The organism is Streptomyces sp. NPDC056480, from assembly GCF_042795405.1.
Classification (GTDB): domain Bacteria; phylum Actinomycetota; class Actinomycetes; order Streptomycetales; family Streptomycetaceae; genus Streptomyces.
Genome location: NZ_JBHTSA010000021.1, coordinates 38,188 through 61,044 on the forward strand (window position 1 = coordinate 38,188; position 22,857 = coordinate 61,044).

General features: G+C 72.9%; 15 protein-coding genes. 7 read left to right on the forward strand and 8 right to left on the reverse strand.

Annotated features, from left to right (window positions below):
* Positions 1-15: 15 nt before the first annotated feature.
* The 6 genes from ACFQ79_RS12350 to ACFQ79_RS12375 form a co-directional block, all read right to left on the reverse strand.
* Positions 16-1,269: a YncE family protein gene (locus ACFQ79_RS12350; protein ID WP_383581951.1), complete on the reverse strand. Its 1,254-nt coding sequence runs from the start codon at positions 1,267-1,269 to the stop codon at positions 16-18.
* Positions 1,269-2,033: a polysaccharide deacetylase family protein gene (locus ACFQ79_RS12355; protein ID WP_383581953.1), complete on the reverse strand. Its 765-nt coding sequence runs from the start codon at positions 2,031-2,033 to the stop codon at positions 1,269-1,271. Before ACFQ79_RS12355 ends, ACFQ79_RS12350 begins: the two co-directional genes overlap by 1 nt.
* Positions 2,034-2,478: 445 nt before the next feature.
* Complete coding sequence (locus ACFQ79_RS12360; RefSeq protein WP_073912589.1) at positions 2,479-2,985, reverse strand: ATP-binding protein; 507 nt, start codon at positions 2,983-2,985, stop codon at positions 2,479-2,481.
* 80 nt (positions 2,986-3,065) lie between these two features.
* Positions 3,066-3,833 (reverse strand): enoyl-CoA hydratase/isomerase family protein, encoded by a 768-nt coding sequence (locus tag ACFQ79_RS12365; protein WP_383581956.1) that lies wholly within the window; start codon positions 3,831-3,833, stop codon positions 3,066-3,068.
* 85 nt (positions 3,834-3,918) lie between these two features.
* Complete coding sequence (locus tag ACFQ79_RS12370) at positions 3,919-5,184, reverse strand: Ig-like domain-containing protein (RefSeq protein ID WP_383581959.1); 1,266 nt, start codon at positions 5,182-5,184, stop codon at positions 3,919-3,921.
* A gap of 195 nt (positions 5,185-5,379) precedes the next feature.
* A complete protein-coding gene (locus ACFQ79_RS12375) occupies positions 5,380-6,618 on the reverse strand; it encodes an Ig-like domain-containing protein (RefSeq protein WP_383581962.1) in 1,239 nt (412 codons plus the stop codon).
* Positions 6,619-6,761: 143 nt separating this feature from the next.
* On the opposite strand from ACFQ79_RS12375, the gene glgX reads away from it, so the two are divergent.
* The 3 genes from glgX (at position 6,762) to ACFQ79_RS12390 (ending at position 12,848) form a co-directional block, all read left to right on the forward strand.
* On the forward strand, positions 6,762-8,963 hold the full coding sequence (gene glgX, locus ACFQ79_RS12380) for a glycogen debranching protein GlgX (protein WP_383581965.1): 2,202 nt from the start codon (positions 6,762-6,764) through the stop codon (positions 8,961-8,963).
* 196 nt (positions 8,964-9,159) lie between these two features.
* The gene (locus ACFQ79_RS12385; protein ID WP_383581968.1) at positions 9,160-11,016 is read left to right on the forward strand and encodes an ABC transporter ATP-binding protein; all 1,857 of its coding nucleotides are present in this window, start codon (positions 9,160-9,162) and stop codon (positions 11,014-11,016) included.
* The gene (locus ACFQ79_RS12390; RefSeq protein WP_383581970.1) at positions 11,013-12,848 is read left to right on the forward strand and encodes an ABC transporter ATP-binding protein; all 1,836 of its coding nucleotides are present in this window, start codon (positions 11,013-11,015) and stop codon (positions 12,846-12,848) included. Before ACFQ79_RS12385 ends, ACFQ79_RS12390 begins: the two co-directional genes overlap by 4 nt.
* Positions 12,849-13,024: 176 nt before the next feature.
* Here the strand turns inward: ACFQ79_RS12390 and ACFQ79_RS12395 are convergent, their stop codons facing one another.
* Positions 13,025-14,518, reverse strand: coding sequence for an MFS transporter (locus ACFQ79_RS12395; RefSeq protein ID WP_383581973.1), 1,494 nt, complete (start codon positions 14,516-14,518; stop codon positions 13,025-13,027).
* Between the two features lie 125 nt (positions 14,519-14,643).
* Between ACFQ79_RS12395 and ACFQ79_RS12400 the strand changes: the two genes are divergently transcribed.
* The 4 genes from ACFQ79_RS12400 to ACFQ79_RS12415 all read left to right on the forward strand — a co-directional run bounded on the left by ACFQ79_RS12400 (position 14,644) and on the right by ACFQ79_RS12415 (position 20,113).
* Positions 14,644-15,558 carry a TetR/AcrR family transcriptional regulator C-terminal domain-containing protein gene (locus ACFQ79_RS12400; protein ID WP_383581975.1) on the forward strand — a complete coding sequence of 305 codons (915 nt, stop codon included), beginning with the start codon at positions 14,644-14,646 and terminating at the stop codon, positions 15,556-15,558.
* A 204-nt stretch (positions 15,559-15,762) separates the two neighbouring features.
* Complete coding sequence (locus ACFQ79_RS12405; protein WP_383581977.1) at positions 15,763-17,793, forward strand: M4 family metallopeptidase; 2,031 nt, start codon at positions 15,763-15,765, stop codon at positions 17,791-17,793.
* A gap of 126 nt (positions 17,794-17,919) precedes the next feature.
* On the forward strand, positions 17,920-18,576 hold the full coding sequence (locus ACFQ79_RS12410) for a response regulator transcription factor (RefSeq protein WP_266969444.1): 657 nt from the start codon (positions 17,920-17,922) through the stop codon (positions 18,574-18,576).
* Entirely contained in the window at positions 18,569-20,113 is a 1,545-nt protein-coding gene (locus ACFQ79_RS12415) for a sensor histidine kinase (protein ID WP_383581979.1), read from the forward strand. The genes ACFQ79_RS12410 and ACFQ79_RS12415 overlap by 8 nt, the downstream gene beginning before the upstream one ends.
* A 95-nt stretch (positions 20,114-20,208) precedes the next feature.
* On the opposite strand, the gene glgP is transcribed toward ACFQ79_RS12415, so the two are convergent.
* Positions 20,209-22,785 (reverse strand): alpha-glucan family phosphorylase, encoded by a 2,577-nt coding sequence (gene glgP, locus ACFQ79_RS12420; RefSeq protein WP_383581981.1) that lies wholly within the window; start codon positions 22,783-22,785, stop codon positions 20,209-20,211.
* Between the last annotated feature and the right edge of the window lie 72 nt (positions 22,786-22,857).

Below are 22,857 nucleotides of genomic sequence, written 5' to 3' on the forward strand. Positions count from 1 at the left end.
CGCCCGCTCGCCGGCCTACCGGAAGACGCCGGTGTGGCCGAGCGAGTAGCGCCCCGGCTGCGGGTACACGGCGAGGCCGTGGGGTCCGCCGCCGACGGGGATGCGGGCCAGCTGCTTCCCGGTCGCGGTGTCGATCGCGTACACCTCGGAGTCGTAGCGGCCGGAGAGCCAGAGGACCTTGCCGTCGGCGGAGACGCCGCCCATGTCGGGGGATCCGCCGTCCGGCAGCCACCACTTCTTCGTCAGCCTGCCCTTCTCGAAGTCGAAGACGGAGATGGAGCCCTCGCCGCGGTTGGGGACGTACATCTCCTTCGAGTCCCGGCTGACGTAGAGCCCGTGGGCGCCCTTGCCGGTGGGCATCAGGGTCGGGGTGGTGAACTTCTCGCCGTCGAGGACCCACATGCCGTGGGCCATCATGTCGGCGACGTAGAAGGTCTTGCCGTCGGGGGAGATCTTCACGTCCTGCGGCATGGCGCCCTCGAAGGGCAGCTTCTGCTGGCCGATCACCTCCATCCGCTCGGTGTCGACCTTGAGCAGCTCGCCGGAGAACTCGCAGGAGACGACGAAGTAGCGCCCGTCGGCGGAGAAGTCGGCGTGGTTGACGCCGTAGCAGCTGACCGGGACGGTCTTCCTCCGTTCCATGGTGTGCGGGTCGCGGAAGACGAGTTCGCGGTCGAGCGAGGCCATCACGACGGCGTACCTGCCGTTGGGCGTGAAGTAGAGGTTGTACGGGTCGTGGACCTCGACGGGCTTGCCTGCGACGCCGGTGGCCGGGTCGATGGGGGTGAGGGTGTGGCCCCGGTTGTTGTTGACCCAGAGGGTCTTCAGGTCCCAGGAGGGCACCACGTGCTGGGGCTGGTTGCCGACGGGGATGGTCTCGACGACCTGGTAGGTGGCCGGGTCGATGACGGAGACGGTGTTGGAGTTGGTGTTGGGGACGTAGACCCGGGAGGGGAAGTTCTTGACGACCGGCGAGAGCCGGTCGGGCCGGTCGGCGGCGTAGACGTCCTTCGGGTCGAGCGGCGGCGGCATGCCGGGGAGCCCGGCGGGGACCGCGGCGCGCTCGGGGACGGCGGGGGCGGCCTTCTTCACCGGGGCGGCGCCGTCCCCCGGGTCCCCGCTGCCGCAGCCGGCGAGCGCGGCGAGGAGGGCGGCGGCGAGGAGGGTCCTGGTCCGCCGCGTCAGGGGGCGCCGGGTGAAGGGGCGCCGTGTGAGGAGTTCCTGCGGACCGGGTCCCTGGGTGCGGTGTCTCTGCGTGCGGTGTGCCATCAGGTCAGCAGCTCCGTGGTGGTGACCGCGCGCAGTCCGCGGCGGTCGAGGTCGGCGAGGAGGAGGGGCAGCGCGGCGGCGGTGTCCGGGTAGCCGAAGTGCAGGCTGACGACGGATCCGGCGCGGACGGATCCGGTGACGTTGCGGACGACGGCGGTGGCGCCGGGCGAGGTGAAGTCGAGGGAGTCGACGTCGTACGAGAGGACGTGCGGGTAACCGGCGCGCTGGGCGGCGCGCAGGACGGCGGGGGCGGCGTGCTGGGTGCGGGAGGGCCGGAACCAGGTGCCGATGGAGCCGGTGAGCCGGCGCAGCCGGGTGGCGCAGGCCTCGATCTCGGCGAGGGCCTCGGTCTCGGTCATGGCGTTGACGTCGATGTGGCGCTGGGTGTGGTTGCCGAGGTCGTGTCCGCCGTCGAGGACGCGGCGGGCCAGGTCGGGGTGCTGGTCGAGCCAGCTGCCGACGGCGAGGACGGTGACGCGGGCGCCGGCCTTCTCGGCCTGGCCGAGGAGCGTCCGGGCGAGGGCGGGGTCGCCCTGGCCGTGGAAGGTGAGCGCGACCCGGGGCCGGTCGCGGGGGCCGTGGGCGATCTCGGCGGGCTGCCCGGGGAGGCGCCGGGGGGCGGGGGCCGCGACGGGTGCGGCGGCGGGGCGGCGGGGTGGGGGCGCGGCGGGGCGGGGGGTCGTGCCGCAGGCGGTGGTGAGGGCTCCCGCGAGGGCGGCGGCCGCGCCGGCCCGGAGGGCTGCGCGGCGGTCGATCGGCTTCACGCGACCATTTAAGGGCGATGGGGCCCGGTTTATTACGATTAGGCCAATTCAGGACGTTTACGGGCACCGCACGGGCGTCCAGCATGCGGACGACCCCGAGGAACAATCACGGAACCGCATAGTCATTCATTGTTTGCAAGGTGAGTGCCACACGTCACCAACGATTCACCATTAAAGTGTCCAGTTTTGACGCAGTTTGCCCCACTAGGGACTTTTGGCGGTATGGCCGCCCGTCTGCCATAGTCGGTGGCACGACCCCCATTGACCCGGGCCAGGTCGACATAGCAGCCGTGGATACACCCCCCCGTCCACGGCGCACCACACGAAAGCCCCCACGCGCCCCACTACGGCGCACGGGGGCTTCCGTGCGTCCGGGGACTTCCGTGCGTCCGGGGACTTCCGCGCTCCCCGCGGCTTCCGCCCGCCCGGGGGCGGCCGTCGGGCCTCAGGGACGGTCGGCGACCCGCATCTCGAACCAGGTCGTCTTGCCGCGCGGGGCCAGGTCCACACCCCACCGGTCCGAGAGCTTGTCGACCAGGAAGAGCCCCCGGCCGCTCGTGTCGAGCTCGTGCACCGGCATCAGACAGGGCAGCCCGCGCGAGGGGTCCCGCACCTCGATCCGGATCCAGCCCCGCCGCCGCTGCAACCGCAGCGCGAACACCCGCGCACCGGTGTGCCGGACCGCGTTCCCCACCAGCTCCGACACCAGGAGCACCGCGTGCTCGGCGATCTGCGGGCCGAGCGCCCACTGCCGCAGCACGACGTGCTGGGTGAGCCTGCGGGCCACCCAGGCGGATTCGGGCCGGGACGGCAGCCGGACGTCCTCGTCCGCCGGATTCCCGTACAACTCGACTGCTTCGGCGGCCTGTTCGTCCTCCGCGGCCGGTGACCAGCGCGCTGCGGCGGCGCCAGTGCGCTGCCACGGTTGTTCCCTACCCTCCAGGCCCGCCATGCCCCCCATCATGGCCGCACGGAGCCGATCGCGGGGGCCGTTCCGGTGGAATCGGCCCCCACGAAGGGACGTCTGTCACGTCAGGCGAACTTCGCCTTCCCCGGGCCCTCCTCGACGAAGCTGCGCATCCCGTTCGCGCGGTCCTCGGTCGCGAACAGGCCCGCGAACCAGGTGCGCTCGATGGCGAGACCGGTGTCGATGTCGGTCTCCAGACCCTGGTCGATCGCCTCCTTCGCGGCGCGCAGGGCGACGGCCGGGCCCTGCGCCAGCCTGGCGGCCCAGGCGTGGGCCTGCTCGTACACCTCGGCGGCGGGGACGACCCGGTCGACCAGACCCATCGTCAGGGCCTCGTCGGCCTTGACCATCCGGCCGGTGAAGATGAGGTCCTTGGCCTTGGAGGGGCCGACGAGCCGGGCCAGCCGCTGGGTGCCGCCGGCGCCGGGGATCAGACCGAGCAGGATCTCCGGCTGGCCGAGCTTGGCGTTGTCGGCGGCGATCCGGTAGTCGGCGCAGAGCGCGAGCTCGCAGCCGCCGCCGAGCGCGTAGCCGGTGACGGCCGCGACGACCGGCTTGGGGATGCGGGCGACGGCGGTGAAGGAGTCCTGGAGGGCGCGGGAGCGCTTGACCATGGCCACGTGGTCCATGACCTGCATCTCCTTGATGTCCGCGCCCGCCGCGAACACCTTCTCGCCGCCGTAGATGATCACGGCCCGCACGTCGTCGCGGTCGGTCGCCTCCTCGGCGAGCTCGCGCAGCCGGTCCTGGGTGGCGATGTCCAGCGCGTTCATCGGGGGGCGGTCGAGGCGGATCGTGCCGACGCCATCGGCGACTTCGAGGTTCACAGTCATGGGAGGAAGGTTAGTGTCCGTTAACGCCGGAGGGCCCGGTGCTGTTGCTCACAGCACCGGGCCCCTCGGACGTACGAGCGGTGGATTACCTGATCCACTCCGACCAGTCCATGTTCCAGCCGTTGAGGCCGTTCTCCGGCTGGATCTGCTTGTCCTTCGAGTTCTTCACGACGACCACGTCGCCGATGATCGAGCGGTCGTAGAACCAGGCGGCCGGCATCGAGCTGTTGCCCGCGCCCCGCGCGTCCTGGAGGCCGACGCAGCCGTGGCTGACGTTGGCGGAGCCGAACGTGCCCGCCGAGGCCCAGTAGTTGCCGTGCACGAAGGTGCCCGAGGTGGACAGGCGCATCGCGTGCGGCACGTCCTTGATGTCGTACTCGCCGCCGAAGCCGACCGTGGCCCCGTTCATGCGGGTCACCTTGTACTTCTCGCTGATGACCATCTGACCGTTGTACGTGGTCGTGGACGGCGCGCCCGCGGTGATCGGGATCGTCTTGATGATCTTGCCGTCGCGCTCGATCTTCATCGTCTTGGCGCTCGCGTCGACGGTGGAGACCTGACGGCGGCCGATGGTGAAGGTGATCGTCTTCTTCTGCTTGCCGTACACGCCCGGGCGGCCCTCGACGCCGTCCAGGTTGAGGTGCACGGTCACCTTGGTGCCCGCGGCCCAGTAGTTCTCCGGGCGGAAGTCGAGGCGGTCGTTGCCGAACCAGTGGCCCTCGATCGGCACGGACGGCTCGGCCGTCACCTTGATGGCCTTCTCGACGGCCTCCGGGTCGGTGATGCCCCGGGTGAAGTTGATGGACACCGGCATGCCGACGCCGACGGTCGAGCCGTCCTCCGGCGTGTACTGGCCGATGAAGGTGTTCTTCGGGACGAGGGTGGTGAAGGTGGTGTCCTTCGCCGACTCCCGGCCATCGGCGTCCTTCGCGATCGCGTGGACCTTGTACTGCGTGGCCGCGGCCAGGTGCGCGGTCGGCGACCAGCTGGCCCCGTCCGCGGCGATCTTGCCCTCGACCGCGGTGCCCTTGGAGTCGGCGACGGTGACCGTGGTCAGCTTGCCCTGCGCCGCGGTGACCTTGAGGACCCCGCTGGTGGCGACCGAGTCGGCGCCGTCCTTCGGAAGGATCGTCACGACCGCCTGGGAGGCCGCGTTCTCCTGCTTGCCGCCGCCCTGGGCCGCCGGCCCCTGGCCCCCCGTACCGCCGCCGTTCGCCGTCTCACCGCCACCGCAGGCGGTGAGCACCAGAAGCAGCGCTCCCGCCGCCAGGGCCTGCAGCCTGACGCCCCCGCGTCGGCCGCGCCGCCCCGTCGCTCCGACCGATGCCCCCGATATCGGCTGCCCGTTCACTGTGGTCTTCTCCCCTCGCACGGCCCGGCACCGCCCGGCCCCACCCCCGTGCGCATCCGCTCGCGCACACGGCGCTAGATAATCACACCGCAGGACACGAAAGATCCTCGTGAATGTCACCGTTCCGTCCCGATCGACCTGCTAAGACAACGAAAGGGGCCGAACGCGTCGGGCGGTGCGAGAGGGACGGGGGCGTCAGCTCAGCGCGGAGCCGGCCTTCCACCGGTTCCACTCCATGTTCCAGCCTCCGAGGCCGTTGTCGGGAGCGACCTCCCGGTCACGGGAGTTGACCACCTCCACCACGTCGCCGATGAGGGTCCGCTCGAAGAACCAGCCCGCCGGGGACTCGGCGCTGCCGCCCTTGTCGTCCCGGAGCCCGATGCAGCCGTGGCTGACGTTGGCGGAGCCGAAGGTGCTCTGATCGGCCCAGTAGTTGCCGTGCAGGAAGGTGCCCGAGTCGGTGAGACGGATGGCGTGCGGCACGTCCTTGATGTCGTACTCGCCGCCGAAGCCGACCGTGGCACCGTTCATCCGGGTCACGTCGTACAGCTCGGTGACCACCATCTTTCCGTTGTACGTGGTGGTCTTCGGCGCTCCCGCGGTGATCGGCACGGTGGCGAGGACGTCGCCGTCCCGCCTGACCTCCATCGTGTGGGCGGCGGCGTCGACCACGGACACCTGGGAGCGGCCGACGGTGAACCCGACGGTCTTGCGCTGGATGCCGTACACGCCGGGAGCCCCCTCGACGTCCCGCAGGCCGATCTCGACGGTGACCTCGGTGCCCGGCCGCCAGTACGCGGCGGGGCGGAAGTCGAGCCGCTCCTTGCCGAACCAGTGGCCGACCACCTCCACCGGCGGCACGGAGGTGATCCGGATGGCCCGCTCGACCTCGGCCCGGTTCTCGATCGGCATGTTGAAGCCGAACGAAACGATCATTCCGGTGCCGACAGTGGAACGGTTCTCCGGCTTGAAGTAGCCGATGAAGCGGCTCTCGGGCACCACGGTGGTGAACGTGGTGTGCCGGGCGGAGCGGCGGCCGTGCGCGTCGAGCGCCACCGCGTCCACGCTGTACTTCGCGGCCAGCGCGAGCCGGGTCTCCGGGCGGGGCCGCCAGCGCAGCCCGTCGGCGGAGATCGCCCCGGCCACCTGGGTCCGTCTGCCGTCCTCCACCTGGACGACGGTCACCCGTTCGAGTCGACCGCTGTCCACCTTCACCTCGACCGGGCCCTCGGCCGGCAGCCCCCGGCTGCCGTCCTCCGGGCTGACCCGGATCACGTCACCGGGGGCCCGTGCCTTGCCCGGCAGGCCGATGTCGATCCCGCCTCCACCGTCCGGCGCCGTGCAGCCCACGAGGCCCGCCAACAGTCCCGCCACCGCGAGGGCGTACCCCGCCCGCTTCCATACAAGTGTCACGCTCGGCCCAACGACAGCCACCCTCCAGGGGAAACGTGCGTGCGGGTCATGTTGGGAGCCGGGCCGTCCGGGCAGAACAGGGGGAGAACCACGCGCGGGAGCGGCGGCCGGGACGCCGCCGCTCCCCGGCGTGCGGGCCCGACGAGCCGCTGGAGGCCGGGACGGTGACGAGCGCAGCCGAGCAGGAGGCGGTACCTGACCATGCCCCGGAGCGGGCCGGACCGCCCGTGTGGCCGGGCGCGCCGATGCCGCTCGGCGCGCGCTGCCGGGTCGGCCCCGGCGGGGTGACCGGCACCAACTTCGCCCTGTGGGCGGGCGGGGCGGAGGCCGTCGAACTGTGCCTCTTCGACCCCGACGGCACGGAGCTGCGGCTGCCGCTGACGGAGCTGACGCACGAGATCTGGCACGGGTTCGTGCCCGGGATCGGGGCAGGACAGCGGTACGGCTACCGCGTCCACGGCCGCTGGGACCCGTGGACGGGGGCCCGCTGGAACCCGGCGAAGCTGCTCCTCGACCCGTACGCGCGGGCCGTCGACGGCGACTTCACGCTGCCGCCCGAGGTGTACGGACACGTCCGGGACTGGCCGCAGCAGCATGTGGCCGACACCGTCCGCGACGAGCGGGACTCGGCACCGCACGTCCCGAAGGGGGTCGTCGTCCAGGACGACGACGACTGGTCCGACGACCGCAGGCCCAAGACGCCCTGGCAGGACTCGGTCATCTACGAGCTGCACGTGAAGGGCTTCACCCGGCTCCACCCGGGCATCCCCGAGCACCTGCGGGGCACGTACGCGGGCCTCGCGCACCCGGCGGCCGTCGAGCACCTCGTACGCCTCGGGGTGACGGCGGTGGAACTGCTGCCGGTGCACCAGTTCGCGCACGAGGACCATCTCCTCCGGCGGGGCCTGCGCAACCACTGGGGCTACAACTCCATCGGCTACTTCGCCCCGCACGCCGGCTACTCCTCCTCGGGGACGACCGGCCAGCAGGTCGGCGAGTTCAAGCGGATGGTGCGCGCACTGCACGCGGCCGGGATCGAGGTCATCCTCGACGTCGTCTACAACCACACGGCGGAGGCGGGCGAGCTCGGCCCCACGCTCTCCCTGAAGGGCATCGACAACCGCGGCTACTACCGACTCCAGTCCGACGCCCGCCGCTACGCGGACTACACCGGCTGCGGGAACACCCTGCACGTCGTACAGCCGCAGGTCCTGCGGCTCATCACCGACAGCCTCCGCTACTGGGTCACGGAGATGGGCGTCGACGGCTTCCGCTTCGACCTGGCGGCCGCCCTGGCCCGCTCGATGCACGACGTCGACATGCTCTCCCCGTTCCTCGCGGTCATCGCCCAGGACCCGGTGCTCCGCCGGGTCAAACTCATCGCCGAACCCTGGGACGTGGGCAACGGCGGCTACCAGGTCGGCGCCTTCCCGCCGCTCTGGACGGAGTGGAACGACCGCTACCGGGACGCCGTACGGGACTTCTGGCGCGGGGCGCTGCCCGACGTCCGGGACCTCGGCTACCGGCTCTCCGGCTCCAGCGACCTGTACGCCTGGGGCGGGCGCCGGCCGTACGCCTCCGTCAACTTCGTCACCGCGCACGACGGCTTCACCCTGCGGGACCTCGTCACGTACGAGCGCAAGCACAACGAGGCCAACGGCGAGGGCAACCGCGACGGCACCCACGACAACCGCTCCTGGAACTGCGGCGTGGAGGGCGAGACCGACGACCCCGGCATCAACGCCCTCCGCCTCCGCCAGCAGCGCAACCTCCTCACCACCCTGCTGCTCTCCACCGGCGTCCCGATGCTCGTCGCCGGCGACGAGATGGGCCGCACCCAGGACGGCAACAACAACGCCTACTGCCAGGACAACGCCATCGGCTGGCTCGACTGGACCCTCCCGGACGACCCCGGCCGGGCCCAGCTCCTCGCCCTGACGCGCCGGCTGCTCGCCCTCCGCCACGACCACCCGGTCCTGCGCCGCCGCGCCTTCTTCTCCGGCCGCCCCCAGGGCGCGGACGGGCTGCGGGACCTGGCCTGGTTCACCGCGCAGGGCGCCGAGATGACGGAGCCCGACTGGTACGCGCCGACCGCCACGCTCGGCCTCTATCTGTCGGGCCGCGACATACCGGGCCGGGACGAGCGCGGCGAGCAGATCACCGACGACAGCTTCCTCGCCGTCCTCCACGCGGGCGCCCGCCCGCTGGAGTTCCGCCTCCCGGGCCCCCCGTGGGCGGAGACGTACGAACTGGTCGTGGACACGGGCCGCGAGGACCAGTCCACGCCCCCGGGCACGGAGCACCCGGGCGGCGGGACGATCACGGTGGGGGCCAGGTCGATGGTGCTGCTGCGGGTGCGGGCCTGAGGGGCGGGGCCGCGGCCCCGTAGCCGGTGGAGATCCTCAGCCGCGCCCGAGGATCCCCCGGTCGTACCCGGCGGCGACCGCGGACGCGCGGTCGTTCACGAGCGGCTCGGTACGACCCGCCACCGTCCGGGGCGTGCCCCGCCCGACCGGAAAACAGGATGAGACGTGTCAGTGGTGAACCGTATGGTCGGGCCTGATGCCCGAGAAACCTGTCGCCCCAGAGCCCCCCGCCCCCGACTCCCCCGACGATCACGACGAGGACCACGCCGCCCCCGACGCCCACGGCCGCTCCGCGGTGCGGACGCTGCTCCGCCTCTGGCCGTACGTGCGGCCCGTGCGGGCGCGCCTGTTCACGGCCGCGTTCGTCGCGGTCGTCGCGTCCTGTCTGTCGCTCGTCATCCCGCTCGTCCTGAAGTGGCTGGTCGACGGACCGGTCGCGGACCGGGACCCGGGCGGCGTCTGGCTGGGGGCGCTCTACCTCCTGCTGCTCGGCATCGCCGAGGCGGTGCTCTTCGGGTACCGGCGCTGGCTGGTCGCCCGGCCCCTGTCCGGGGTGGAGGCGCGCATGCGGTCCGACCTGTACGGCAGGCTCCAGCGGCTCCCGATCGCCTTCCACGACAGGTGGGCCTCGGGCCAGCTCCTCTCCCGCGGCACGACCGACCTCATGCTGGTCCGGATGTTCCTGGCCTTCCCGCTGACCTTCCTCCTGGTCAACGCCGTGACGATCCTCGCGGGTTACGTCCTGCTCCTCGCCCAGGACTGGTCCCTCGGGCTCGTCCTCCTGACCCCGGTGATCCCGCTCGTCATCGTCTGCTCGGTCTTCGAGGGCCGGTACGGCGTGGTCGCGCGCCGCGCCCAGGACCAGGTGGGCGATCTGACGACGGTCGTCGAGGAGAGCGTCCTCGGCATCCGCATCGTCAAGGGCTTCGGCCGCCACCGCAGCCAGGCGACGGCCTTCCGGGAGCTCTCCGGCCGCCTGCGCGGCACCGAACTCGTCAAGGCCCGGCTGCTCGCGATGATCTGGGCGGTCATCACCTTCGTACCGGAGCTGGCCATCGGCGCGGCCCTCGTCCTCGGTACGGTCCAGGTGGCGGACGGGGACCTGTCGGCGGGCACGCTCGTCGCGTTCCTCTCCACGGCCCTGGCGCTGCGCTGGCCGGTGGAGTCGATCGGCTTCCTGCTGGCGATGAGCCAGGAGGCGGCGACCGCGACGGAACGGTACTTCGAGGTGATGGACGCCGAGGAGGAGCCGGACACAGCCCCGGCCACCGGGGGCGCCCCGGCCACGGCGGACGGCGGCCCGGGCGGGGTGCGCTTCGAGGGCGTCTCGTTCCGCTACCCGGACGCCCCGGCGGACGCCCCGCCCGTGCTGGACGGCATCGACCTGCACATCCGGCCCGGCGAGACCCTGGCCCTGGTCGGCGGCACGGGCTCCGGCAAGACCACGCTCACCGCCCTCGTACCGAGGCTGCACGAGGCCTCGGGCGGCCGCATCCTCCTGGACGGCGAGGACATCGCCCTGATGGAACGGGACCGGCTGCGGTCCCTGGTGTCGATGGCCTTCGAGGAGCCGACCCTCTTCTCCGCCAGCGTCGGGGAGAACGTCCTGATGGGCGCGGACGGCGGAGCGGGCGAGCCGGAACTGCGCCGCGCCCTCGGCGTGGCGCAGGCCGACGGCTTCGTCGAGCGGCTGCCCGAGGGCGCCGGGACCCAGGTCGGCGAGCAGGGCCTCAGCCTGTCCGGCGGACAGCGCCAGCGGCTCGCCCTCGCCAGGGCGGTCGTCGGCCGCCCCCGCTTCCTGGTCCTGGACGACCCCCTGTCCGCACTCGACGTCCACACGGAGGCCCGCGTGGAGGCGGCCCTGCGGGAGGTCCTGCGGGACACCACGGCACTCGTCGTGGCGCACCGCCCGTCGACGGTGATGCTGGCCGACCGGGTGGCACTGCTCTCCCGGGGCCGGATCGCGGCCGTGGGCACCCATCACGAACTGCTGCGGAGCAGCGAGGAGTACGCCTGGCTGATGTCCGGCGAAGGCGAGAGCGGACCCCGATGACGGAACAGACGGCACAGACAGCGCAGACGGCACAGCAGACCGGCGACCCCTTCGACCGCGACGACCTCCCGGCGCCTCCCGGAGCGACGGGCGCCCTGCTCCGCTCGCTCCTCGCGGCCCATCGCGTACGGGTCGCGGCCGCCGCCCTGGTGCTCCTCGTCAAGGAGGGCGCGGTCCAGGCAGGCCCGCTCCTCGTCGCGTACGCCATCGACGAGGGCGTCCCCGCCTTCCGCGCGGGCGACCACGGCCCCGTCCTCGCGGTGGCCCTCGGCTACCTCCTCTGCGCGGCGCTCTCGGGCGTCCTCCAGTACGTCTTCGTCCGCGGCGCGGCCCGCGTCAACCAGGACGTCCTCCTCGACCTGCGGGGCCGCATCTTCCGCCACGCGCAGATCCTGAGCGTCGACTTCCACGAGCGGTACACCTCGGGCCGGCTCATCTCCCGCTCCACCACCGACGTCGAATCCCTCCGGGAGCTCCTCTCGGAGGGCCTGCAGGAACTGATCGGCGTCGTCCTCTCCTTCGTCTCGATCTCGGCGATCCTCCTCTACCTCGACCTGGGCATCGGCGCGGTGGCGGTGGCGTCCTTCGTCCCCCTCGCCCTCCTGGTGCGCGTCTACCGGCGCCGGGCCGGAGCGGTGTACGCCGAGCGGTCCACGGCCATCGCCGGCGTCATCGTGAAGTTCGCGGAGACGATGAACGGCATCCGCCCGGTAAGGGCGTTCCGCCGCGAGCAGGTCAACAACGCCGAGTTCGCGACGCTCAACCACCGTCACGAGCGCAGCAACGGCGACGCGCTCCTCGAGATGGCCCGCTACGTCGTGGGCTCGCGGCTGGTCGCCAACACGGCGGTCGCCGGCATGTGCCTCTGGGGCGCCTACCGGGTGGCCTCGGGCTCCCTCGAACTGGGCGTCCTCGCGGCGGCGGTCCTGTACATGCGGCGCCTGTACGACCCGATCGACCGGCTCGGCATGTTCCTCAACTCGTACGAGTCGGCGGCCGCGTCCCTCACCAAGATCGCGGGGCTCCTGGCCCAGGAGCCCGGGGTCCCGGAGACGACGGCCCCCGCCGCCCTGCCCGCCCGCGCGGGCTCCCCGGGGCGCGAGGTCACCTTCGACAAGGTCCGCTTCGCCTACCGCACGGGCGGCGAGGTCCTCCCCGCCTTCGACCTGACCATCCCCGCCGGCCAGACGGTGGCGGTGGTGGGGGCGACGGGCGCGGGCAAGTCCACGCTGGCGAAGCTCCTCGCCCGCTTCTACGACCCCACGGACGGCGCGGTGCGCCTCGACGGTGTGGACCTCCGCGACCTGGCCACCCCGGACCTGCGCCGGGGCATCGTCATGGTCACCCAGGAGGCGTTCCTCTTCTCGGGGACGGTCGCCGAGAACATCGCGATCGGCCGCCCGGACGCGACCCGCGAGCAGATCGAGGACGCGGCCCGCGCGATCGGGGCGCACGACTTCATCAAGGGCCTCCCGGACGGGTACGACACGGACGTGCGCAAAAGGGGCGACCGCATCTCGGCGGGCCAGCGCCAGCTGGTCGCCTTCGCGAGGGCGCTGCTCGCGGACCCGGCGGTGCTGATCCTGGACGAGGCCACCAGTTCGCTGGACGTTCCGGGCGAGCGGGCGGTGCAGCGGGCCATGGACACGGTCCTGGCGGGTCGTACGGCCGTCGTCATCGCCCACCGGCTGTCCACGGTCGAGGTCGCGGACCGGGTCCTGGTGATGGAGTCGGGCCGGATCGTCGAGGACGGCGCGCCTTCGGACCTGGTCACCGACGAGGGCCACTACGCCGGTCTGCACCAGGCCTGGCGGGAGAGTCTGGTGGGCTGAGCCTCACACCCGTGGGGGGTGCCGTGGGGGCCGTTCCGGGGGCCGCATTCGGGACTGCATGATTTACGGCGCCCCCGGTGCAGTTCCGCTGGACGCCCTTGTCGCGCCACAAATCACGCTTTACGTCCCGAACGCGGCCCCCTCCACGTCCCCCACTCCTGTTTCAGGGTCGTGCCTCAGGGACGTGCCTTCCGCAGCAGGACGAGCGACAGCGCTGCCGACGCCGCCATCAGCACCGCCGCCCCCACGGCGACCGCCCCCATCGCCTCGACGAACGCGGTGCGGGCCGCTTCCACCACCTCGGGCCCCGTCGTCAGCGCGCCGCCCAGGGTCTCGCGGGCCGCGGCCGGTGCGGACGCGGGCACGGCGTCGGTGTAGACCGCCGCTCCCAGGGCGCCCAGGAGCGCCATTCCCAGCGCTCCGCCCAGCTCGGCTCCCGACTCCAGGACGGCGGCGGCCGAGCCGGCGCGTTCGGGCGGTGCGGCGCCGAGGGCCAGTTCGTTGGCGAGGGTCATCGCGGAGACGAGCCCGCCGGCGTAGACGGCGCCGGCCGTGATGACGACCCACAGGGGCGTGGCGCGGTCGACGCCGGCCAGCCACGCGAAGCCGGCGGCGGCCACGAGGAATCCGCCGGCCATCACGTACGCCCGGTCGGTCCTCTGGGCCAGCGCCGCGGCCGTGGGCGCGGCGGCCAGCACGCCGGCGGTCGGCACGAGGCTCCAGAGCGCCGCCTCGAACGGGCTCTGGCCCAGGACGGACTGCAGGTACTGGGTGAGGAAGACGGCGAAGCCGACCGTGGCCGCCATCGCGAGCAGGTTGGCGAGGACGGAGCCGCCGTAGGCCCGGTTCCGCAGCAGCACGAGGTCGACCATGGGGTGGGCGAGCCGCGCCTGGCGGCGGACGAACAGCAGACCGACGAGCAGCCCCACGGCCACGCCGGCCGCCGGAAGCGGCGCCCAGCCGTCCTCGGCGAGCTCCTTGACGCCGTGGATGAGCGGCAGCAGGGCGCCGAGCGAGAGGGCGGCGCTGAGGACGTCGAACCGTCCGGTGACGGCCCCCTTGGACTCGGGCAGCAGCAGCGGCCCCAGGACGAGGAGCAGGGCCATGGCCGGCAGGTTGACGAGGAACACGGACCCCCACCAGAAGTGCTCGACGAGCGCGCCGCTGACGACGGGCCCGAGGGCGATGCCGCTCGCCATCACCGTGGTCCACAGGGTGATGGCCTTGGCGCGCTGGGCCGGTTCGGCGAAGAGCACCCGGATCAGGGCGAGCGTTGCGGGCATGAGGCAGGCTCCGCCGATGCCGAGCAGCGCACGGGCGCCGATCAGGGCGCCGGGAGTGTGCGCGTAGGCCGCGGCCACGGAGGCGGCGCCGAACAGTGCCGTGCCGGCCAGCAGGACCTTGCGGCGCCCTACGCGGTCGCCGAGTGCGCCCATGGTGACGAGGAGCCCGGCGAGGACGAAGCCGTAGATGTCGAGGATCCAGAGCTGTTCGGTGGCTCCCGGCCGCAGGTCGGCGCTGATGGAGGGGAGGGCGAAGTAGAGGACGGACACGTCCATGGAGACGAGGAGCAGGGGCAGCATGAGGACGCCGAGGGCGGTCCATTCGCGGCGGCCGGCGTGCGCGGGGCCGGGCCCGGTGGCGGGCTCGGGCTGTGCGGTGAGTGTCATGGGGAGGAGGGAAGCAGCGGTGTGCGTACGCTGCCACTCCCGCCCTAGTGCACCTGGACTCCTGTGGAGGAAAGGGCAGTTCAGGGGCGTGTACGCCGCTCCTGGCGCACTAGTACACTCCCGCCATGACGACGCAGCCGCCCTACCTCGCGATCGCCGCCGAGCTCCGTCGCCGCGTGCAGGTGGGCGAGTTGGGCCCGGGGGACCGGCTTCCGTCGACGCGGGCGATCACCCGCGAGTGGGGCGTGGCCATGGCGACGGCCACGAAGGCGCTGGCGGTCCTGCGTCAGGAGGGCCTGGTCCGGCCGGAGCCGGGGGTGGGCACGGTGGTCGTGCCGCCGGCGAAGGACGCCCGGGGCGGGGGCGGGACGGCGACGCCCCTCGCCCGCGAGGAGATCGTCGCCGCCGCCCTCGAACTCGCCGACAAGGAGGGGCTGCACGCCCTGACGATGCGCCGGGTGGCGACGAGGCTCGACGTCTCGACGATGGCCCTGTACCGCCATGTCCCGGGCAAGCCGGAGCTGATCCGGCTGATGACGGACGCGGCCTGCGGCGAGGTCCCGCTCGGTCCGGTGCCGGCGCACTGGCGGACGGGCCTGGAGCAGGGCGCGCGCTGGCTGCGTGACGTGTACGCCCGGCACCCGTGGCTGGCGCACGCGATGGCCTCGTACACGCGGCCCGTGGCGACGCCGAACGCGATGGCGTACACGGAGTGGATCCTGCGGGCCATGAGGGGCACGCCGCTCACCCACGCCCAGAAGCTCCACACCCATCTGACGCTCTTCGCGTACGTCCAGGGGCTGTCGATGGCGGACGATCTGGAGGAGCAGGCCCGACAGGATTCGGGCATCTCCGACGGCGAGTGGATGGAACAGAACGAGCCACGATTCGACGCGATCCAATCGGGTGGCGCGTACCCGGAGTTGGCTTTGGTAACAAGCGTCGGCGGGTTCGGTCTCGATCTGCGGACGCTCTTCGAATTCGGGCTCGGGCGAACATTGGACGGCATCGCGTCCTTGATCGATGAAACGTCCGCTTAACGAACACGGCCTTACGGGCAGCGAACGATTTCCGGCCAACTTGTCGACGCGCTCCTGACAGGTCCTCGTCATTCCTGTCACTCTCTCCCCGGCTCTTCGCACCAGAGTTCGCCGCTTCACCCGAACGTGCTCCACAGCTCTGCTTGCTCCGCCCGGATGGGCCGACCCAGTCCGCCGGTACCCCCCTCGCAAGAAGGAGTCTGCGTGAGATCCACGCCCAGCCGTCGCGCCACCGCGACCGGCGCTCTGATCGCTGCCGCCGCCATGCTCGCCGTGAGCGTCCAGACGGGTGCCGCCACCGCGGCGGACGCCCCCTGGAGCATCGCCCCGAAGGCCCAGCAGGGCACCTCGGCGAACCCCGGCAAGCTCCCGGCCGACCTCACCCCCGCCGAGCGCACCGCGCTCATCAAGGCGGCCGACGCCGACAAGGCCGCCACGGCCAAGGAACTCGGCCTCGGCGCCCAGGAGAAGCTGGTCGTCCGTGACGTCGTGCAGGACCGCGACGGCACGACCCACACGCGTTACGAGCGCACCTACGCCGGGCTGCCCGTCCTGGGCGGCGACCTGATCGTCGCCGAGACCAAGGCCGGCGCGACCACCGGTGTCACCAAGTCCACCCGCGCGGAGCTCAAGAACATCCCCACCTCCGCCACCGTGGCCCCGGCCGCCGCCGAGAAGCAGGCCGTCGGCCTCGCCCAGGCGGACGGCTCGGACAAGGCCAAGGCCGACCGCGCCCCGCGCAAGGTCGTCTGGGCCGCCAACGGCAGCCCCGTCCTCGCGTACGAGACCGTCGTCGGCGGCCTCCAGCACGACGGCACCCCGAACGAGCTGCACGTCGTGACGGACGCGAAGACCGGCGCGAAGCTCTTCGAGTGGCAGGCCATCGAGACCGGCACCGGCAACACGCAGTACAGCGGCCAGGTGACGCTCGGCACCGCGCCCTCGTACACGCTGACCGACACCGGCCGCGGCAACCACAAGACGTACAACCTCAACGGCGGTACGTCCGGCACCGGCACGCTGTTCACCAACACCACCGACGTGTGGGGCAACGGCACGCCGCAGAACAAGGAGACGGCGGGCGCCGACGCGCACTACGGCGCCGCGCTCACCTGGGACTACTACAAGAACGTGCACGGCCGCAGCGGCATCCGCGGTGACGGCGTCGGCGCGTACTCCCGGGTCCACTACGGCAACGCGTACGTCAACGCCTTCTGGTCGGACTCCTGCTTCTGCATGACGTACGGCGACGGCGCGGGCAACACCAAGCCGCTCACCTCCATCGACGTGGCCGCGCACGAGATGACGCACGGCGTCACCTCCAACACCGCCGGCCTGGTCTACAGCGGCGAGTCCGGCGGCCTCAACGAGGCCACCTCGGACATCTTCGCCGCGGCGGTCGAGTTCTACGCCAACAACGCCAACGACCCGGGCGACTACCTGGTCGGCGAGAAGATCGACATCCGCGGCAACGGCACCCCGCTGCGCTACATGGACAAGCCGAGCAAGGACGGCTCGTCCAAGGACGCGTGGTACTCGGGCCTCGGCGGCATCGACGTCCACTACTCCTCGGGCCCGGCGAACCACTGGTACTACCTGCTCTCCGAGGGCAGCGGCGCCAAGACCGTCAACGGCGTGAACTACGACTCGCCGACCTCCGACGGCCTGCCCGTCACCGGCATCGGCCGTGACAAGGCCTCGCTGATCTGGTTCAAGGCGCTCACCACCAAGTTCAGCTCCAACACCAACTACGCCGGGGCCCGCACGGGCACCGTCGCGGTGGCCACCGAGCTGTACGGCGCCGGCAGCCCCGAGGTGCTCGCGGTCGAGAACGCCTGGGCCGCCATCGCCGTCGGTTCCCGCCCGGGCGGCGGCGAGCCGCAGCCGGGCAAGGTCTTCGAGAACACCGCCGACGTGTCCATCCCGGACAACGGCGCCGCGGTGACCTCGACGGTCAACGTCACGGGCGTCACGGGCAACGCGCCCTCCGCCCTCAAGGTGGACGTGAACATCGTCCACACCTACCGCGGTGACCTCGTCGTCGACCTCGTCGCCCCGGACGGCTCGGTCTACAGCCTGTCCAACCGGTCGGGCGGCAGCGCCGACAACATCGTCCAGACCTTCACCGTGAACGCCTCCTCCGAGGTCGCCAACGGTGCCTGGAAGCTCCGCGTCCAGGACAAGGCCTCGATCGACACCGGCTACATCAACAGCTTCAAGCTCACCTTCCCGTAAGCCCGCGAGCGGGCCCGCGGGTGAGTGAGTGACCCGAGTCACAAGTGCCGGAAGCCCGGAGGGATCCTTCCCTCCGGGCTTCCGTGCGTCCCGGCCGCCGCGCGGGCCCTCCGTACCCTGGGACCCATGATCAAGGTGCTGCTGGCCGACGACGAGACGATGATCAGGGCCGGGGTGCGGGCCATCCTCGCCACCGACCCCGGGATCGAGGTGGTCGCCGAGGCCGGCGACGGCCACGAGGCCGTCGAGCTCGCCCGCGAGCACCGCCCCGACGTCGTCCTCCTCGACATCCGGATGCCCCGGCTCGACGGACTCGGCGCGGCCGAGGAGCTGCGCGGGGCCGTCCCGGACGCGGCCGTCGTCATGCTCACCACCTTCTCCGAGGACGCGTACATCGCACGGGCCCTCGGCAGCGGCGTCAGCGGCTTCCTGCTCAAGTCCGGAGACCCGCGCGAACTGATCGCCGGGGTCAGGGCCGTGGCCGGCGGCGGCGCCGCCCTCTCCCCCACCGTCGCCCGCCGGGTCATCGACACCCTCGGCGGCGAGCGCCTCACCCGCGCGGCCGCGGCGCGCGCCCGCCTCGACCGGCTCACCGGCCGGGAAAGGGAGGTCGTCGCCCTGCTCGGCGCCGGGCTCTCCAACCAGGAGATCGCGGACCGCATGTACGTCGTCGAGGGCACCGTCAAGGCCCATGTGAGCGCCGTCCTCGGCCGGCTCGGCCTGCGCAACCGGGTCCAGCTCGCGGTCCTCGCGTACGAGGCGGGCCTGGTGACCGATGCGTGAGGCACCGCACGAGCCCCTCCGCGAGCGCCTCTTCGACCTCCTCCTGTGGCTGCTGCTCTGCGTGCCCGTCCTGCTGAAGTCGGACCCGAACGACGGCGGCAGCTGGACCCGGGTCGCCGTGGGCGTGGTGGTGCTGGCGGGCTGCGTCGCGGTCAGCCGGAGGTGGCCGCTGGTGTCGCTCGCGGCCACGGTCGCGGCGAGCCTGCCGGCCACCCTTGAGCTGTTCACCCCCTCCTACAGCCTGGCCCTGGTCGCCTTCGGCTACCTCGCCGGGCGGCGCCAGGAGCACACCCGGGCGGCGCTCTGGCTGTTCGGCGCGATCGCGGCCACGGGTCTCGCCCTCACCTGGGTCACCCGTACCTCGCTCGGCCAGTGGTTCACCCTGCTCCTCGCGCTCGCCCTCGCCGTCGTCGCGCCCTGGCTGATCGGCCGGTACGTGCGCCAGTACGACCGCCTCGTGCAGAGCGGCTGGCAGCTGGCGGACCGGATGGAGCGCGAGCAGGCGGCGGTCGCCGACCGGGAGCGGCTGCGGGAGCGGTCCCGGATCGCGGGCGACATGCACGACTCGCTCGGCCACGACCTGGCCCTGATCGCGATCCGCGCCGGCGCCCTGGAGGTCTCCCCCGACCTCGGCCCCGACCAGCAGCGGGCGGTGGGCGAGCTGCGCCGCGCGGCGGCGGACGCGACGGCCCGGCTGCGGGACATCATCGGCGTCCTGCGCGAGGAGGACGACGCGGCGCCGACGAGCCCGGCCGGCGAGACGGTCGAGGAACTTGCGGCCCGCGCCCGCGCGTCGGGGCTCACGGTCACCCTCACCACGACCCCGGTGCCCACGCTGCCGGGGATGTCGGGGCTCGCCCTGCACCGGGTCGTGCAGGAGGGCCTCACCAACGCGGCCAAGCACGCGCCCGGCGCGGCGGTCTCCATCGCCGTCACCCCGGCGGACGACGAGGCCGCGACGGTACGGGTCGAGGTGGTGAGCGGTCGCGGCACCGGCGGGCCCTCCCTCGGGTCCGGCTCCGGCGGCACCGGCCTCGTCGGTCTCGGCGAGCGCGTCCGCCTCGCCGGCGGCACCCTCGCCCACCGCGCCACCGAGGACGGCGGCTTCGCCCTGACCGCCGTGCTGCCCCGCAAGGCCCCCGCGCCGCTGCCCGCCGCCCCCACCTCGGCCAGGGAACTGGACCTGGCGCGCCGCGAGGTCCGCAAGGGCCTCGCGCGGGCGATCTGGATCCCGCTCGCGCTCCTCGCCGCGCTCGGCGCGCTGATGCTGGGGGTCGCCGCGTGGACGCAGGCCCAGTCGTACCTGGAGCCGGACGACTACGCGAGGATCCGGATCGGTCAGACGCCCGCGCAGCTCGACGAGACCGTCGACGACTGGCCCGAGCATCCGCTGGACGCCGCGCCGCAGGTGGCTCCGCCGGAGCCGCCGGGGATGGACGAGTGCCGGTACTACCGCTCGACGATGCTGGCCGCCGTGCCGGTGTACCGGCTGTGCTTCGTCGCCGGGCACCTCGCCGACAAGGCCGAGGTGCCCTAGGCGCCGAGCGCCCCGTGGCCGGGTGCCCGGGTGCCGGGTGCCCCAGGGCCGGGTGCCCCAGGGCCAGGTGCCCGGGCCGGGGCGCGGGCGCGCTGCTACCGGAGCAGCACCCCCGCCCCCTCCCCCGTCGTCTCCTCCGGCAGGGCCACCAGGCCCAGTTCCCCCGGATGGGCGAGGAGCGGGTGGGAGGGGCGGACGCGGACCGTGCAGCCGAAGGAGCCCGTGCGGTCGAGCGCCAGGGTGCCCGCGTACGGCTGGCGGCCCTCCAGGTCCGGGCCGCCCGCCGGCTTCAGCGGGACGGTACGGGTGTCGGCGAGGGTGTCGTCGGCGTCGACCCGGCCGGTGACGGCCTGCACCTCGACGTCGTCGGGGGCGAGGGAACCGAGGGCGACCCGGACCCGGACGACCGGTGTCGCGCCGAGCTCCGCGTCGGCGAGGTCGTCCGCGAGGTCGTCGCCGACCTCGACGCGGTCGACGGTCACCTTGGGCCAGGCTTCCCGGACCCGGGCCTTCCAAGCGGCGAGGTCCCGCGCCCGGTCCGGGGCGAGCGCCCTGCGGGCGGCCGCGGCGGGGACGTAGAGCCGCTCGACGTACTCGCGGACCATGCGGTCGGCGAGCACCTTCGGGCCGAGGTCGGTGAGGGTGCGGCGGACCATCGCCGTCCAGCCGGCCGGGACGCCGTCGGGGCCCCGGTCGTAGAAGCGGGGGGCCACCCGGCGTTCGATCAGCTCGTAGAGGGCGGCGGCCTCCAGGTCGTCGCGGCGGTCCTCGTCCGCGGCGGCGGCCCCGTCGGCGGTGGGGATGGCCCAGCCGAAGTCCGGCTCGAACCACTCGTCCCACCAGCCGTCGAGGACGGAGAGGTTGAGGCAGCCGTTGAGCGCGGCCTTCATGCCGCTGGTGCCGCAGGCCTCCAGGGGGCGCAGGGGGTTGTTGAGCCAGACGTCGCAGCCGGGGTAGAGGCCGCGGGCCATCGCCATGCCGTAGTCGGGCAGGAAGACGATCCGGTGCCGCACCCGGGGGTCGTCGGCGAACCGGACGAGTTCCTGCACGAGCCGCTTCCCGCCGTCGTCGGCGGGGTGGGCCTTGCCCGCCACGACGAGCTGCACCGGCCGCTCGGGGTGCAGGAGCAGCGCCCGCAGCCGGTCCTTGTCCCGGAGCATGAGGGTGAGCCGCTTGTACGAGGGGACCCGGCGGGCGAAGCCGATGGTGAGGACGTCGGGGTCGAGGACTGAGTCGGTCCAGCCGAGTTCGGCGGCTGCCGCCCCGCGCTGCCGCCAGGACGCCCGCAGCCGCTCGCGTACGTCGGTCACGAGCCGTTCGCGCAGGGTGCGGCGGAGGTCCCACAGCTCCCGGTCGGACGGGTCGGGGCCGAGCCGGCCGACCTCGGGGGCGACCCAGGTGGGGGCGTGGACGCCGTTGGTGATGGAGGTGATCGGCACCTCGTCGGCGTCGAAGCCCGGCCAGAGCCCGGCGAACATGGCCCGGCTGACGGCCCCGTGGAGGGTGGAGACGCCGTTGGCGCGCTGGGCCAGGCGCAGGCCCATGGCGGCCATGTTGAAGACGCCGGGCTCGCCGCCGAGCGGGGTCTCGTCGCCGAGGGCGAGGACCTTCCCGGTGTCGACGCCGGGGAGCGCGCCGTCCTCGCCGAGGTGGCGGGCGACCAGGGTGCGGTCGAAGCGGTCGATGCCGGCCGGGACGGGCGTGTGGGTGGTGAACACGGTCCCGGCGCGGACGGTCTCCAGGGCGCTGTCGAAGTCGAGCCCCTCGCCCTGGAGTTCGCGGATGCGTTCGAGGCCGAGGAAGCCGGCGTGGCCCTCGTTGGTGTGGAAGACCTCGGGCGCGGGCGTGCCGGTGAGCCGGGTGTACGTACGGACGGCGCGGACGCCGCCGATGCCGAGCAGCATCTCCTGGAGGAGGCGGTGCTCGCTGCCGCCGCCGTACAGCCGGTCGGTGACGCTCCGTTCGCCGGGGGCGTTCTCCTCGACGTCGGAGTCGAGCATCAGGAGGGGGACGCGGCCGACCTGCGCGATCCAGAGGTGGGCGTGCAGACTGCGCCCGCCGGGCAGGGCGAGGGTGATCCGGGCGGGGGCGCCGTCGGCCTCGCGGAGCAGGGTGACCGGCAGTTCGCCGGGGTCGAGGACGGGGTACTGCTCCTGCTGCCAGCCGTCCCGGCCGAGGGACTGGCGGAAGTAGCCGTACCGGTAGAGCAGTCCGACGCCGACGAGCGGGACGCCGAGGTCGCTGGCGGACTTGAGGTGGTCGCCGGCGAGGATGCCGAGGCCGCCGGAGTACTGGGGCAGGGCGGCGGTGACGCCGAACTCGGGCGAGAAGTAGGCGAGGGCGGCGGGCGCGTCGGCGGTCCGCTCGGTGGCCCGCTGGTACCAGCGGGGGGCGTGCAGATAGGTGTCGAGGTCCTCTGCGGCGGCCCGGAGCCGGGCCAGGAAGTCCTGGTCGGCGGCGAGCGCGGCGAGCCGGGGGGCTTCGAGGGCGCCGAGGATCCGGACGGGGTCGGTGCCGCCGGCCGGCGTCGAAGGGCCGGGGGGTTCGAGCGATTCGAAGAGGGCGCGGGTGGGTTCGTGCCAGGACCAGCGCAGGTTGTGCGCGAGGTCGGCGAGGGGTCGAAGGGTGTCGGGGAGGACGGGACGCACGGTGAATCGACGGATTGCCTTCACGCGTTCCACCTTCGCAGGCGAGTACGGAGCGGAGTGGACGCACCACGCTGTGCGTCCGTCGTTCCGCTCAGA